The 13,808-nt window shown below is 61.9% G+C and carries 13 protein-coding genes; 11 read left to right on the forward strand and 2 right to left on the reverse strand.

The annotated features are described in order from the left end of the window. The first annotated feature begins 12 nt into the window (after nucleotides 1-12). The 6 genes from NKG60_RS08915 (at nucleotide 13) to NKG60_RS08940 (ending at nucleotide 4,457) form a co-directional block, all read left to right on the forward strand. Entirely contained in the window at nucleotides 13-432 is a 420-nt protein-coding gene (locus NKG60_RS08915; RefSeq protein ID WP_352974857.1) for a hypothetical protein, read from the forward strand. Continuing rightward, the gene (locus tag NKG60_RS08920) at nucleotides 429-1,067 is read left to right on the forward strand and encodes an SGNH/GDSL hydrolase family protein (RefSeq protein WP_352666824.1); all 639 of its coding nucleotides are present in this window, start codon (nucleotides 429-431) and stop codon (nucleotides 1,065-1,067) included. The genes NKG60_RS08915 and NKG60_RS08920 overlap by 4 nt, the downstream gene beginning before the upstream one ends. A gap of 11 nt (nucleotides 1,068-1,078) precedes the next feature. Next, complete coding sequence (lpdA, locus tag NKG60_RS08925; protein ID WP_352666821.1) at nucleotides 1,079-2,524, forward strand: dihydrolipoyl dehydrogenase; 1,446 nt, start codon at nucleotides 1,079-1,081, stop codon at nucleotides 2,522-2,524. Nucleotides 2,525-2,622: 98 nt separating this feature from the next. Then, nucleotides 2,623-2,880, forward strand: coding sequence for a GlsB/YeaQ/YmgE family stress response membrane protein (locus NKG60_RS08930; protein ID WP_292655302.1), 258 nt, complete (start codon nucleotides 2,623-2,625; stop codon nucleotides 2,878-2,880). Nucleotides 2,881-3,017: 137 nt separating this feature from the next. After that, nucleotides 3,018-3,983, forward strand: coding sequence for a lipoyl synthase (gene lipA, locus NKG60_RS08935; protein ID WP_352666818.1), 966 nt, complete (start codon nucleotides 3,018-3,020; stop codon nucleotides 3,981-3,983). A gap of 12 nt (nucleotides 3,984-3,995) precedes the next feature. Next, entirely contained in the window at nucleotides 3,996-4,457 is a 462-nt protein-coding gene (locus NKG60_RS08940; protein WP_352666816.1) for a type II toxin-antitoxin system RatA family toxin, read from the forward strand. On the opposite strand, the gene NKG60_RS08945 is transcribed toward NKG60_RS08940, so the two are convergent. Then, nucleotides 4,433-4,942, reverse strand: coding sequence for a CinA family protein (locus NKG60_RS08945; RefSeq protein ID WP_352666813.1), 510 nt, complete (start codon nucleotides 4,940-4,942; stop codon nucleotides 4,433-4,435). The genes NKG60_RS08940 and NKG60_RS08945 overlap by 25 nt on opposite strands. Further along, nucleotides 4,939-6,159: a bifunctional 2-C-methyl-D-erythritol 4-phosphate cytidylyltransferase/2-C-methyl-D-erythritol 2,4-cyclodiphosphate synthase gene (locus NKG60_RS08950; RefSeq protein WP_352666811.1), complete on the reverse strand. Its 1,221-nt coding sequence runs from the start codon at nucleotides 6,157-6,159 to the stop codon at nucleotides 4,939-4,941. Before NKG60_RS08950 ends, NKG60_RS08945 begins: the two co-directional genes overlap by 4 nt. A 181-nt stretch (nucleotides 6,160-6,340) precedes the next feature. On the opposite strand from NKG60_RS08950, the gene dusB reads away from it, so the two are divergent. The 5 genes from dusB to ntrX all read left to right on the forward strand — a co-directional run bounded on the left by dusB (nucleotide 6,341) and on the right by ntrX (nucleotide 13,726). Next, nucleotides 6,341-7,366: a tRNA dihydrouridine synthase DusB gene (gene dusB, locus NKG60_RS08955; protein ID WP_352666808.1), complete on the forward strand. Its 1,026-nt coding sequence runs from the start codon at nucleotides 6,341-6,343 to the stop codon at nucleotides 7,364-7,366. Further along, a complete protein-coding gene (locus NKG60_RS08960) occupies nucleotides 7,363-8,505 on the forward strand; it encodes a two-component system sensor histidine kinase NtrB (protein ID WP_023675075.1) in 1,143 nt (380 codons plus the stop codon). Before dusB ends, NKG60_RS08960 begins: the two co-directional genes overlap by 4 nt. Continuing rightward, the gene (ntrC, locus tag NKG60_RS08965) at nucleotides 8,502-9,962 is read left to right on the forward strand and encodes a nitrogen regulation protein NR(I) (protein WP_352466165.1); all 1,461 of its coding nucleotides are present in this window, start codon (nucleotides 8,502-8,504) and stop codon (nucleotides 9,960-9,962) included. Before NKG60_RS08960 ends, ntrC begins: the two co-directional genes overlap by 4 nt. Before the next feature lie 127 nt (nucleotides 9,963-10,089). Next, the gene (locus tag NKG60_RS08970) at nucleotides 10,090-12,375 is read left to right on the forward strand and encodes a sensor histidine kinase NtrY-like (protein WP_352974858.1); all 2,286 of its coding nucleotides are present in this window, start codon (nucleotides 10,090-10,092) and stop codon (nucleotides 12,373-12,375) included. Then, nucleotides 12,365-13,726: a nitrogen assimilation response regulator NtrX gene (gene ntrX / locus NKG60_RS08975; RefSeq protein ID WP_352491356.1), complete on the forward strand. Its 1,362-nt coding sequence runs from the start codon at nucleotides 12,365-12,367 to the stop codon at nucleotides 13,724-13,726. The genes NKG60_RS08970 and ntrX overlap by 11 nt, the downstream gene beginning before the upstream one ends. Nucleotides 13,727-13,808: the final 82 nt, after the last annotated feature.

Below are 13,808 nucleotides of genomic sequence, written 5' to 3' on the forward strand. Positions count from 1 at the left end.
GGGAACAGGGCGGTGCGGAAATTCTTCACCAGCCTTTTTGCCTTCTTTCTTTCCGGTTTGGCCGGCGGATTGGTTGTGCAGTGGCTCGCCGTCGCAACCAATGCCGACGTGGAGTACATCCTTGTATTCATGATCTCGGCTCTCGTCACCATCTTCGCGACGCTCGCATTCTTCATCGCACAATTCATGTCGGACCCACGACGGGCAACAAAACTGACCGCGATCATAGGGTTAGCATTTTTTGTGCTCATTGGAGTTGCCCTGATCGGCTGGACTTTCTCCCAGCTGCCGAGCAAGCGCCAGTGGTCGAGCGATCTTCCTATCGTCGCCGGTCTCGTCCTGCCAGGCATCGCTACGGTGCTGGTCCAGTGGCTTTTCGTGCGCTGGCGATTGGGGCGCACGCAACCAAGTTTCGGCCGGGCAGGCACATGAAGACGGTCCTCTGCTATGGCGATTCGCTGACCTGGGGCTATGACGCGGCAGGCCTTGGCCGTCATCCGCCGGCGGATCGCTGGCCGAGCGTGCTGCAGGCAGCATTGGGCGGCGGCGTCGAGGTCATCGCCGAAGGCCTGAATGGCCGAACCACCGCCTTCGACGATCACTTGGCCGGGGCGGACCGCAATGGCGCAAGGCTGTTGCCAACAATCCTGACGACGCACGCACCGATCGACTTGATCATCATCATGCTCGGCGCCAACGATATGAAGCCGTGGATTCATGGTAATCCGGTCGCGGCCAAGCAAGGCATGCAACGGCTGATCGATATCGTGCGCGGTCACGATTACCCGTTCGATTGGCCGGCGCCTCAGATCCTGATCGTCGCGCCGCCCGTAGTCAGCCGCACGGAAAACGCTGAGTTCAAGGAAATGTTCGCCGGCGGCGATGACGCGTCAAAGCGGCTGGCGCCGCAATATTCCGCTCTTGCCGACGAGGCCGGCTGCGGCTTCTTCGATGCCGGCGGGGTGGCCAAAACCACGCCGCTCGACGGCGTCCACCTCGACGCAGGAAACACGCGGAACGTCGGGCAAGCGCTGGCGCCGCTCGTGCGCGTCATGTTGGAATTGTGAAGGAGAAAGCCGTGGTTGAGAACTACGACGTCATCATCATCGGCTCCGGCCCCGGCGGTTATGTCACTGCAGTGCGTTCGGCCCAGCTTGGCTTCAAGACGGCGATCGTCGAGCGCGAGCACCTTGGCGGCATCTGCCTCAACTGGGGCTGCATTCCGACCAAGGCGCTGCTGCGCTCGGCCGAGATTATGCACTATTCGGATCATCTGAAGGACTACGGCCTGAAGATCGATGGCAAGGTCAGCGTCGACACAGCCGCCGTCGTCGATCGCTCGCGAAAGGTCTCGCTGCGGCTCAACGGCGGCGTCGGCTTCCTGATGAAGAAGAACAAGGTCGACGTCATCTGGGGCGAAGCCAAGCTGACCAAACCTGGCGAGATCGTCGTGTCGAAATCGTCGAAGAAGCCGATGGAGCCGCAGCCGCCGGCGCCCAAGGGCGTCAAGGGCGAGGGCACCTATAGCGCCAAGCACATCATCCTGGCGACCGGCGCCAGGCCGCGCGCGCTGCCCGGCATCGAGCCTGACGGCAAGTTGATCTGGACCTATTTCGAGGCAATGGTGCCGAAAGAGATGCCGAAATCGCTGCTGGTGATGGGCTCAGGCGCCATCGGCATCGAGTTCGCCTCTTTCTACCGCACCATGGGCGCGGAGGTGACGGTGGTCGAACTGCTGCCGGCCGTGATGCCGGCCGAGGACGCCGAAGTCTCGAAATTCGCGCAAAAGCAGTTCGAAAAGCAGGGCATGAAGATCATGCTCGAAGCCAAGGTGACCAAGGTCGAGAAGGGCACTAACTCGGTCACCGCGCATGTCGAGATGAAGGACGGCAAGGTCGAGAAGATCACGGCCGACCGCATGATCTCGGCCGTCGGCGTGCAAGGCAATATCGAGAATCTCGGGCTCGAGGCGCTCGGCGTGAAGACGGAACGCGGTTGCGTCGTCGTCGACGGCTACGGCAAGACCAACGTACCCGGCATCTATGCCATCGGTGACGTCGCCGGACCGCCGATGCTCGCCCACAAGGCCGAGCACGAAGGCGTGGTGTGCGTGGAAAAGATCGCCAATTTCCCCGGCGTGCATGCCACCGACAAGCTGAAGATCCCGGGCTGCACCTATTGCAATCCGCAAGTCGCCTCGGTCGGACTGACGGAAGCCAAAGCGAAAGAAGACGGCAAGGACATCCGTGTCGGCCGCTTCCAGTTCGCCGCAAACGGCAAGGCGATTGCGCTCGGCGAGGACCAAGGCTTCGTCAAGACCATTTTCGACAAGAAGACCGGCCAGTTGCTGGGTGCCCACATGGTCGGCGCAGAGGTAACAGAACTGATCCAGGGCTTCGTCGTGGCGATGAACCTGGAGACCACCGAGGAAGAGCTGATGCACACGATCTTCCCGCACCCGACGCTGTCGGAGATGATGAAGGAGAGTGTACTCGACGCCTATGGTCGCGCACTGAATGCATGATAAATTAATTGGGCGAGTCTCACGCGGAAGACACAAAGGAACTCGACGGCAGAGCAATTCGTTTCGCACGCATCATCCATCATACAAGGAGAGGGCATATGGAAATGAACGGCGTGGGCTGGGTAGCAGCCATCATCATCGGCGGACTGGCGGGGTGGCTCGCCGAGATGGTCATGAAGAGCAATACCGGCATCCTCATGAACATCATTCTCGGCATTGTCGGCGCAATCGTGTTGAACGCCATCTTGCAGGCCCTGAACATCGGCATCTTCGGCGTCGGCTGGATCGCCTATCTGATCACCGGCTTCATCGGCGCCTGCATTCTGATTGCGGTGGGACGACTGGTGCGCCGCTGACCTGTGTCGGCACTTGCTATGCGAAAAAGGCCAGCGCGCCATGCGCGATCACGGCCTTTTTCTTTTCGCCGAAAAGTCCTAGATGACGTGAATAGAGCGAGCGCCGGACAAGCGCTTGCCAATGAGCCGGGTTTCACATGGTCACCGTCCTCGACACGATTGCCAATGCGCCGCGCCTGCGGCATCCCGAAAAGGCGCACAAGCCGGATCAGGACGTACTGCGCAAGCCTGACTGGATCCGCGTCAAGGCGCCGATGTCGAAAGGCTATGCCGAGACGCGCGAAATCGTGAAGTCTCACAAACTGGTGACGGTTTGCGAAGAGGCGGGCTGCCCCAATATCGGCGAGTGCTGGGAGAAGAAGCACGCCACCTTCATGATCATGGGCGAGATCTGCACGCGGGCCTGCGCCTTTTGCAATGTCGCCACCGGCATCCCGACCGCACTCGATCCCGGTGAGCCGGCGCGTGTCGCACACGCCGTCAAGCAAATGGGCCTAAGCCATGTCGTCATCACCTCAGTCGATCGCGACGATCTCGCCGATGGCGGAGCTCAGCACTTTGCCGAGGTCATCCGTGCGATCAGGGCGGCAACGCCTCTGACGACGATCGAAATCCTGACGCCCGACTTCCTGCGCAAGGAAGGCGCGCTGGAGATTGTGGTGGCGGCCAAGCCCGACGTTTTCAACCACAATCTGGAGACCGTGCCGTCGAACTATCTGACGGTTCGGCCGGGCGCGCGCTATTTCCATTCCATCAGGCTCTTGCAGCGGGTCAAGGAGCTTGACCCCTCGATCTTCACCAAGTCCGGCATCATGGTTGGCCTTGGCGAGGAGCGGAACGAAATCCTGCAACTGATGGACGATCTGCGTTCGGCCAATGTCGACTTCGTGACTATCGGCCAATATCTGCAGCCCTCGAAGAAGCATCATCCGGTGATCCGGTTCGTCACGCCTGAGGAATTCAAGTCCTTCGAGACGATCGGCAGGACCAAGGGCTTCCTGCTGGTGGCGTCGAGCCCGCTGACGCGCTCGTCGCACCACGCCGGCGACGATTTCGCCAGGTTGCGGGCGGCGCGCGAGGCGCTTCTCAAAAAGACCGCCTAACGTTCTGGTTTCATGCCACAATTCGAAGCCCATCGCCGCGTTGCGCATACGCCGGAGCAGATGTTTGCTCTGGTCGCCGATGTCGAATCCTATCCGCAATTCCTGCCGCTTTGCGAGGCACTGACGGTTCGCTCACGCAAGGAACGCGACGGACGCACCTTGCTCATCGCCGACATGAGCATCGGCTACAAGGCGATCCGCGAGACTTTCACCACGCAGGTGCTGCTGAAGCCTGACGAGAATGCCATCGACGTCAAATACATCGACGGCCCATTCAAATATCTAAGCAATGTCTGGCGCTTCGACCCGGCGGAGGGCGGCGGTTGCAACGTCTGCTTCTTTATCGACTACGAGTTCAAGAGCCGCATTTTGGGTGCGCTGATGGGAACCATGTTCGACCGCGCCTTCCGCATGTTCTCCGAGGCGTTCGAGAAACGGGCCGAAATCATCTACGACGCGCCATCGGCAGCCTGATCCGCAGCGAGCGCGCGCAGACCCAGCTCAAGGGCATGCCGGACCGTCTCCCGGCGGATGAAATCACGGCCCTTGTCGGCGAACAGCTCGCATTCGCTGACTACCGGCCGCCCAGCCACGGCAACGCCGAACCAGACCAGGCCGACAGGTTTTTCCGCAGAGCCGCCGTCCGGTCCGGCGATGCCGGTCACCGCCAGGGCGAGCCCGGCCGGCGAATGGGCCAAGGCTCCGGCCGCCATCTCCACCACAGTCTCGCGCGAGACCGCGCCATGCGCCTCGAGCGTAGCGGCCGAGACGCCGAGCATCTCGGTCTTGGCCTGGTTGGAATAGGTGATGAAGCCGCGATCGACCACCGCGGAAGAGCCAGCGATGTCGGTCAGCGCGGCGATGATCATGCCGCCGGTGCAGCTCTCGGCCGTCACCAGCATGATGCCGCGCTGCTGGCAGGCCTGAAGCAGGGCATCTGCGAGATCGCTATTGCTCATTCAGGGACATCCCCTGGAAATACAACGCTGGCGGTCGCGATGGCCGCTATGCCTTCCTCACGGCCGACGAAGCCGAGCTTCTCATTGGTTGTCGCCTTGATCGAGATGCGATCGCGCGAAATTCGCAGCATTGCCGAAAGCGCTGCGGTCATGGCCTCGCGATGCGGGCCGACGCGCGGCACCTCGCAGATAAGCGTGATATCGGCGTTGGCGATGCGCCCGCCGCGCGCGCGCACCAGCTTGGCCGCGTGTTCGACGAAGATGCGTGAAGCGGCCCCTTTCCACTGCGGGTCGGAGGGCGGGAAATGCGTACCGATGTCACCTGCGCCGCAGGTGGCGAGCAGGGCGTCGGTTAACGCATGCAGGCCGACATCGGCATCCGAATGGCCGGATAACTTCCTGTCGTGCGGAATGGCGACGCCGCACAGGGTGACATGGTCGCCGGGCTCGAACGCATGGACGTCATAGCCATTGCCGGTTCGGATGTCGGGAAAACGTGAGGCGCTGGAAAGCCGCTGATCCGCCATTGCAATATCCCGTGCCCAGGTCAGTTTGACATTGTCCGGCGAGCCGGGAACGATCTTCACCGGAATATGCGCCCATTCGGCGATTGCCGCATCGTCGGTGAAATCCGCTTTGCCCAGGTGATGAGCCTTTTCGTGCGCAGCCAGGATCGGCCAGAACGGAAAGCCCTGCGGTGTCTGTGCAGCATGAAGCCCGGCCCTGGACACGGTTTCGCCGATCATGCCTTCGGCCGTTTCGCGCTTGAGCGTATCGGCAACGGGCAAGGCAGGCAGTGCTCCCTGGCGCTCGCCAATGGCGGCGATCGTGCGGTCTATCAGTTCCGCGTCGACAAACGGCCGAGCCGCATCATGGATCAGGACCCGGCCCGGCGCATGGCTTCTCAACGCCAGCAGTCCAAGGCGGACGGACTCCTGCCGTGACGTACCGCCGGTCACAGCGAGGACATGGTCGGCGTTCGCGCCGGCGGCGCGGTGGAAAAGCGCGCCGTCATCGGCATGGATAGCAACAACGACAGGTCCAATCTTCGGGTGCGTCAGAAAGGCGTCGAGTGTGCGTGCAATGACGGCGCCGCCGCCAATCTGCTGATACTGCTTCGGCCCATTGGCCTGTCCGGCGCGCGCGCCGCGGCCGGCGGCAACAATGACCACGGCGACCTTGTCGTCCGCAGCTTGCTTTTCGCTCACATCTCTCATGCCGAGACGCTTAGCGCATGATCCCGAAAAGTGGTATCGCTTTCCGAAGACCCAGGATTGATGCGGTCCGGCGATCCTTATTTTTCCCAAATGCGCCTTAATGTCACGACATTGCGCGTTGCACATTGCCGTCGTTCTGGCTAGAGAATGTGCAGCAACCGAAGGTGCTTGGTTTTTGTGCATGCCTGATGTGACCAAATTGGCTTCGCCGCTGGACGTGGGTGGCGTGAGAATCCGCAACCGCGTGTTTCTCGCGCCGATGTCGGGCATTACCGACGAACCGTTCCGGCAGCGCGCCCATGCCCATGGCGCCGGGCTGGTTGTATCGGAAATGGTGGCGAGCGGTGAGCTCGCAAAGGGCAGGGCTGGCTCGGGCCTGCGCATCCGTCATTCCGGGCTGCCTGTCCACATGGTCCAGCTTGCCGGCCGCGAGGCGGCGCACATGGCCGAGGGCGCGCGAATCGCGGCCGGCGAGGGTGCCGACATCATCGACATCAACATGGGCTGTCCGGCCAAGAAGGTGACGGGCGGCTATGCCGGTTCGGCACTGATGCGAGACCTCGACCACGCGCTGTCGCTGATCGAAGCGGTGATCGGCGCGGTCGGCGTGCCGGTCACGGTCAAAATGCGGCTCGGTTGGGACGAAGGTGCGCTCAACGCGCCGATGCTGGCGCGACGCGCCGAGCAGGCCGGGGTGAAGATGGTTACGGTGCACGGCCGCACGCGTTGCCAGTTCTATCAGGGCAAAGCCGACTGGCGTGCCATCGCACGCGTCAAGCAGGCCGTCTCGATCCCGGTGGTTGCCAATGGTGATGTCGGCTCGCCGGCAGAGGCTGCGTCGATCCTCGATCAGTCCGGCGCCGACGCGGTGATGATCGGCCGTGCGCACTATGGCGCGCCGTGGATTGCCGGCAGCATTGTAGCGGCCGCGCTGGCCGAGCCGGTAGCCGGCATGCCGGACAGCCCGCAAGCGCTGACCGACTACGTGATTGCCCATTACGAAGATATGCTGACGCTCTATGGCGTGGAAAGCGGATTGCGCCAGGCGCGCAAGCATCTCGGCTGGTATCTCGACCGCCACGACGCCACAGGCGACGACCGGCGCAAGGCCATACTCACGTCTTTCGAGCCGGAGCATGTCATTGCCCTGCTGCGCGAGATGTTCTCAAGCGCTCCCGAAGCGGCGAACCTGCGGAGTGCGGCATGAACGCTACCGTCACACAGAGCACGGATATGGCGGACGCCGCGCATATTGTGCTCAACACCATTCGTCGGCCGGTGATCATGGTCGATCCACAAGGCTTCATCACCTTCGCCAATGCCGATGCCGAGGATTTTTTCCGCTCGAGCGCCACGATGCTCGCCCGCAACACGCTGCACAAGCTCATTCCTTTCGGCAGTCCGCTGCTGACGCTTGTCGACCAGGTGCGCGAGCGCCGGGCGCCGGTCAACGAATACCGGGTGGACGTGTCGTCGCCACGTCTCGGCATCGAGAAGGTAGTCGACCTCTACGTCGCACCGGTGACTGAATTTCCAGGCTCGGTCGTGGTGATGTTCCAGGAACGCTCAATGGCCGACAAGATCGACCGGCAGATGACGCATCGCGGCGCGGCACGCTCGGTTACCGGCCTTGCCGCGATGCTTGCCCATGAGATCAAGAACCCGCTGTCCGGCATTCGGGGTGCCGCGCAGCTGCTTGAACTGTCGGCGTCCGACGAGGATCGCGCCCTGACCAGGCTGATCACCGACGAGACCGACCGCATTGTCTCGCTGGTCGACCGCATGGAGGTATTTTCGGACGAGCGGCCGATCGACCGTTATCCCGTCAACATCCATGTCGTGCTCGACCATGTCAAGGCAATCGCCAAGAACGGTTTTGCCAAGCGGATCAAGATATTGGAGGACTATGATCCATCATTGCCTCCGGTTTTTGCCAATCGCGACCAGCTCATCCAGGTGTTCCTCAATCTGGTAAAAAATGCCGCCGAGGCGATCGGCAGTGATCCGCAGGGCGAGATCATGCTGTCGACAGCCTTCCGCCCGGGCATTCGCGTTTCCGTACCCGGGACTCAGGACCGCGTGTCGCTGCCATTGGAATTCTGCGTACGCGACAACGGTTCGGGTGTCTCCGAGGATATCCTGCCGATCCTGTTCGATCCTTTCATCACCACCAAGCCGAACGGCTCCGGTCTCGGTCTGGCGCTGGTCGCAAAGATCGTCGGCGAGCATGGCGGCATCATTGAATGCGAATCGACCCCGCGCGGCACCACCTTCCGCATCCTGATGCCGGCGTGGAAAGAAACCCAGTTTGGCACCGACGACGACGGTGAAGGAGACCGCAAATGACCGTTCGCGGCAATATTCTCGTCGCCGACGACGATGCGGCCATCCGCACCGTCCTCAACCAGGCGCTTTCGCGCGTTGGCCACGACGTGCGTGTCACCTCCAACGCTTCGACGCTGTGGCGCTGGGTTGCGGCGGGCGAGGGTGATCTGGTTATCACCGACGTTGTCATGCCTGACGAGAACGCCTTCGACATGCTGCCGCGCATCAAGAAGGCGCGACCGGAACTGCCGGTCATCGTCATGAGTGCGCAGAACACGTTCATGACAGCAATCCGGGCCTCCGAAACCGGAGCCTATGAATATCTGCCGAAACCGTTCGACCTGACCGAGCTGCTCAACATCGTCAACCGCGCGCTTTCCGAGCCGCGGCGGCCCAAGATCGATACGCGGGCCGACGAGCCGCCGGAAACGATGCCGCTGGTCGGCCGCTCGGCGGCCATGCAGGACATCTACCGCATGCTGGCGCGCATGATGCAGACCGACCTGACGGTCATGATCAGCGGAGAGTCGGGTACCGGAAAGGAACTGGTGGCGCGCGCGCTGCATGAGTACGGCCGCCGCCGGGGCGGTCCCTTCGTCGCCATCAACATGGCAGCGATCCCGCGCGACCTGATCGAATCGGAGTTGTTCGGGCACGAGAAGGGCGCCTTTACCGGCGCGCAGAACCGCTCGACCGGCCGTTTCGAGCAAGCCGAAGGCGGCACGCTCTTCCTCGACGAGATCGGCGACATGCCGATGGAAGCGCAGACGCGGCTGCTGCGTGTGTTGCAGCAGGGCGAATACACTACGGTCGGCGGCCGCACGCCGATCAAGACCGACGTGCGCATCGTCGCTGCCACCAACAAGGACCTACGCACGCTGATCAATCAGGGGCTTTTCCGGGAGGATCTGTTCTACCGCTTGAACGTTGTGCCGCTCAGGCTGCCGGCGCTGCGCGAGCGATCGGAGGACATTCCGGACCTCGTCCGGCACTTCTTCAAGCTCGGCGCCAGTGAAGGCCTGCAGACCAAGCGCATCTCGACCGGCGGCATCGAGCTGATGAAGCGCTATCCATGGCCGGGTAACGTGCGCGAACTCGAAAACCTCATCCGCAGGCTGGCTGCGCTGTATTCGCAGGACGAGATTTCCGCCGAGATCATCGAGGCGGAGTTGAAGACCGGCGAAAGGCCTGTCGTTCCAGGTGGTGGCAACCTCATTCCCGATGACCTTTCCATCGGCCAGGCGGTGGAGCATTTCCTGCAACGCTATTTTGCCTCGTTTGCCGGCGATTTGCCACCGGCCGGCCTCTATCAGCGAATCCTCTCCGAGGTCGAATATCCGCTGGTCCTCGCCTCGATGACCGCAACGCGCGGTAACCAGATCAAGGCTGCCGAACTGCTGGGGCTCAACCGCAACACGCTGCGCAAGAAGATTCGCGAACTCGGCGTCAACGTCTACAAGTCCTCCAGGCAGATCTAGCCGAACCCCTTACGAGCGCTTTCCAGGGGATCGATCGCCGAAAGATTTCCGTCTCGGCCACACTTGTTGCATAATCGCCACAATGCGTTGCATACATCCGACGCAATCACTGGCTCTAGACGGCGACATGGCCCTGCACGCACCGACACTGAGCAAACCGCTTTTCAGCAACACCGGCGCGCGAGACGGTCGCCGGCTGCTTGCGCTGCCCGGTGTGATCGCCGTTGCCGGTGCGCTGGTGACGGCGGCGATCTCCTTCGCCATTCTGGTTGGCGCGACGCCGATCACGCCCGACGCAAGGACGACGCTGGCGCTGATTGCGCTTAATGCGGCGTTCGTGCTGTTTCTGATCTTGCTGGTCGGCCGCGAGGTGCATCGTATCCTGATGGCACGACGGCACGGCAAGGCTGCGTCGCGCCTACATGTGCGCATCGTGGCGATGTTTGCGCTGGTCGCCGCCATCCCCGCGATCATGGTTGCGATCATCGCGTCGATCACGCTCGACATCGGCCTCGACCGCTGGTTCGAGATCCGCACCAAGACGATCGTCAATTCGTCGTTGTCGATTGCCGACGCCTATGTGCAGGAAAACGCACGAAATCTTCAGGGCACGACGTTGTCGATGGCTTACGACCTCGACGCTTCGCGCACGCTCTACGGCCTCGATCGCACAGGTTTCCTTGACCTCATGAACAAGGAGGCGGTGGGACGCTCGCTGGCGCACGCAGCACTCATCAAGCCCGATGGTTCCTTCGTCATGAGCGCCAAGACCGACGCGGACTTTGCTATGCCGGAGCCGCCTGAGGGCGCCGTGGCAACCGCTGCCGACGGCAAGCCGGTGCTGATAGAGCCGCGCACCCGCAATATCATGGGTGCCATCGTCAAGCTGCGCGAGATCGACGGGCTCTATCTCTACACCATCCGCCTCGTCGATCCCGAGGTGATCAAGGCACGGCAGATCGTCAAATCCAACACCGCCGAATATCGCGGTCTCGAAGACAATCGCCGCACCTCGCAAGTGGCTTTCGCGCTTCCCTATCTGTCGCTGACGCTGATCATCATCCTGTCCGCCATCTGGACTGGCATTGCGGTGGCCGACCGCCTGGTGCGGCCGATTCGTCAGCTCATCGGCGCGGCCGATGAGGTCGCTACCGGCAATCTCGACGTAGCCGTGCCTGTCCGCCCCTCCGATGGCGATGTCGCCTCGCTCGGCGACACATTCAACAAGATGCTGATGGAGTTGAAATCGCAGCGCAACGAGATCCTGTCGGCCAAGGATCTGATCGATGAACGGCGGCGCTTTTCGGAGGCGGTGCTTGCCGGCGTCACCGCCGGGGTCATCGGCGTCGATCCATATGGCATCGTCACTATTGTCAACCGTTCGGCCGAAACGATGCTGGCCATATCCGCCACGGCAGCGCTTGGGCAGAACCTTTCCGCCGTGCTGCCGCATGTCGGGCGCGTCTTTGAGATCGGCCGCAAGTCGGGCAAGCCGGTCTATCGCGAACAGGTCACCTTCTATCGTGCGGGCACTGAACGGACCTTCAACGTGCAGATCACCATCGAAGCCGGCGACGACGGTTCGGAGGATAAATCCTACGTCGTGACGGTCGACGACATTACCGATCTGGTCCAGGCACAGCGTTCCTCCGCATGGGCCGACGTGGCGCGGCGCATTGCCCACGAGATCAAGAACCCGCTGACGCCTATCCAGCTTTCGGCCGAGCGCATCAAGCGCCGTTACGGCAAGGTCATCACCGAGGACCGTGAGGTTTTCGATCAATGCACCGACACCATCATCCGGCAAGTGGAGGACATCGGACGCATGGTCGACGAGTTCTCGGCGTTCGCCCGCATGCCGAAACCGGAAATGAAGGCCATCGACCTGCGCGATTCGTTGCGCGAAGCCTCGTTCCTGGTCGAAGTGAGCCGGGCTGACATCACCTTCGAGCGCGTCTTCGGCAGCGAGCCGCTCAAAGGCACGTTCGACAGCCGGCTGATGGCGCAAGCTTTCGGCAACGTCATCAAGAATGCTGCCGAAGCGATCGACGGACTTGATGCAGAGGATCGTCCGCACGGCATAATCCGGATTCAAGCCGGGCGTCAGAATGGCGCGATTCGAATCGACGTCATCGACAACGGCAGGGGCTTGCCGCGCGAGAACCGGCAGCGCTTGCTCGAGCCTTACATGACGACACGCGAGAAAGGCACCGGGCTTGGCCTCGCTATCGTCAAGAAGATCGTGGAGGACCATGGCGGGCGACTCGAATTGCACGATGCACCAGCGGACTTCCACGATGGGCGGGGTGCAATGATCAGCATCATCCTGCCGGTTGCCGCCACCGTTCCGATACGCGGCGAGGGCAAGACGGAACACGAAAAAGAAACTGAAAAGGTCGGTAATGGCTTCTGATATTCTTATCGTCGATGACGAGGAAGACATCCGCGAACTCGTCGCCGGTATCCTGAGCGACGAAGGTCACGAAACACGCACGGCGTTTGATGCCGACAGCGCGCTGGCGGCGGTCGCCGACCGGGCACCCAGACTGATCTTCCTCGACATCTGGCTGCAGGGCTCGCGGCTCGATGGCCTGGCTTTGCTGGACGAGATCAAGACGATGCACCCGAACCTGCCGGTGGTGATGATCTCGGGCCACGGCAATATCGAAACGGCAGTCTCGGCCATCCGCCGCGGCGCCTATGATTTCATCGAAAAGCCATTCAAGGCCGACAGGCTGATCCTCATTGCCGAACGGGCGCTCGAAACCTCCAAATTGAGACGCGAGGTTTCGGACCTCAAGCTGCGCAGCGGCGAGACTTTCGACCTCATCGGCATGTCATCGGCAATGAGCCAATTGCGCCAGACCATCGAGCGCGTCGCGCCGACCAACAGCCGCGTCATGATCATTGGCCCTTCCGGCTCGGGCAAGGAACTGGCGGCGCGCGCCATCCACGCGCTCTCGGCGCGCAAGAGTGCACCGTTTGTAACGCTGAGCGCCGCCAACATCACGCCCGAGCGTATGGAGATCGAGCTGTTCGGCACCGAATCGAACGGCGTCGAACGCAAGGTCGGTGCGCTGGAGGAGGCCCATCGCGGCATTCTCTACATCGATGAAGTGGCCGACATGCCGCGCGAGACGCAGAACAAGATCCTGCGCGTGCTAGTCGAACAGCAGTTCGAGCGGGTAGGGGGCACCAAGCGGGTCAAGGTCGACGTGCGCATCATCTCGTCGACCTCGCAGAACCTGGAAGCCATGATCGCCGACGGCCGTTTCCGCGAGGACCTTTATCACCGCCTGGCCGTGGTTCCGGTCATGGTGCCGGGACTGGCCGAGCGTCGCGAAGACATTCCTTATCTGGTCGACAATTTCATGAAGCAGATCGCTCGCCAGGCCGGCATCAAGCCGCGCCGCATCGGCGACGACGCGCTGGCGGTGCTACAGGCGCACAACTGGCCGGGCAACGTTCGGCAGTTGCGAAACAATGTCGAGCGTCTGATGATCCTGGCGCGCGGCGACAATGTCGATGCGCCGATCACCGCTGACCTCTTGCCTGCCGAGATCGGCGACGTGATGCCGCGCACTCCAAACAAGTCCGATCAGCACATAATGGCGCTGCCGCTGCGTGAAGCACGCGAACAATTCGAAAAGGATTATCTGATCGCCCAGATCAACCGTTTTGGCGGCAACATCTCGAAGACGGCAGAGTTTATCGGCATGGAACGCTCTGCATTGCACCGCAAGCTGAAGTCGCTGGGCGTCTGACGCCAAACCAGTCGTGGCCCACGCAATTATCGGTTACGGCCGTGTTGGAATCACATAAGAAAGCTGGGACTTCTTCCAGGGA

The organism is Mesorhizobium sp. M1428, assembly GCF_040317515.1.
GTDB lineage: Bacteria > Pseudomonadota > Alphaproteobacteria > Rhizobiales > Rhizobiaceae > Mesorhizobium.

What these genes read in the sequence shown, in the direction of transcription:
- NKG60_RS08960 (WP_023675075.1), top strand. Translation starts at nt 7,363, where the DNA reads ATGAACGCTACCGTCACACAGAGCACGGATATGGCGGACGCCGCGCAT.
- ntrC (WP_352466165.1), top strand. Translation starts at nt 8,502, where the DNA reads ATGACCGTTCGCGGCAATATTCTCGTCGCCGACGACGATGCGGCCATC.
- NKG60_RS08950 (WP_352666811.1), bottom strand. Translation starts at nt 6,159, where the DNA reads ATGAGAGATGTGAGCGAAAAGCAAGCTGCGGACGACAAGGTCGCCGTG.
- NKG60_RS08930 (WP_292655302.1), top strand. Translation starts at nt 2,623, where the DNA reads ATGGAAATGAACGGCGTGGGCTGGGTAGCAGCCATCATCATCGGCGGA.
- lipA (WP_352666818.1), top strand. Translation starts at nt 3,018, where the DNA reads ATGGTCACCGTCCTCGACACGATTGCCAATGCGCCGCGCCTGCGGCAT.
- NKG60_RS08920 (WP_352666824.1), top strand. Translation starts at nt 429, where the DNA reads ATGAAGACGGTCCTCTGCTATGGCGATTCGCTGACCTGGGGCTATGAC.
- NKG60_RS08940 (WP_352666816.1), top strand. Translation starts at nt 3,996, where the DNA reads ATGCCACAATTCGAAGCCCATCGCCGCGTTGCGCATACGCCGGAGCAG.
- ntrX (WP_352491356.1), top strand. Translation starts at nt 12,365, where the DNA reads ATGGCTTCTGATATTCTTATCGTCGATGACGAGGAAGACATCCGCGAA.
- dusB (WP_352666808.1), top strand. Translation starts at nt 6,341, where the DNA reads ATGCCTGATGTGACCAAATTGGCTTCGCCGCTGGACGTGGGTGGCGTG.
- NKG60_RS08970 (WP_352974858.1), top strand. Translation starts at nt 10,090, where the DNA reads ATGGCCCTGCACGCACCGACACTGAGCAAACCGCTTTTCAGCAACACC.
- NKG60_RS08945 (WP_352666813.1), bottom strand. Translation starts at nt 4,942, where the DNA reads ATGAGCAATAGCGATCTCGCAGATGCCCTGCTTCAGGCCTGCCAGCAG.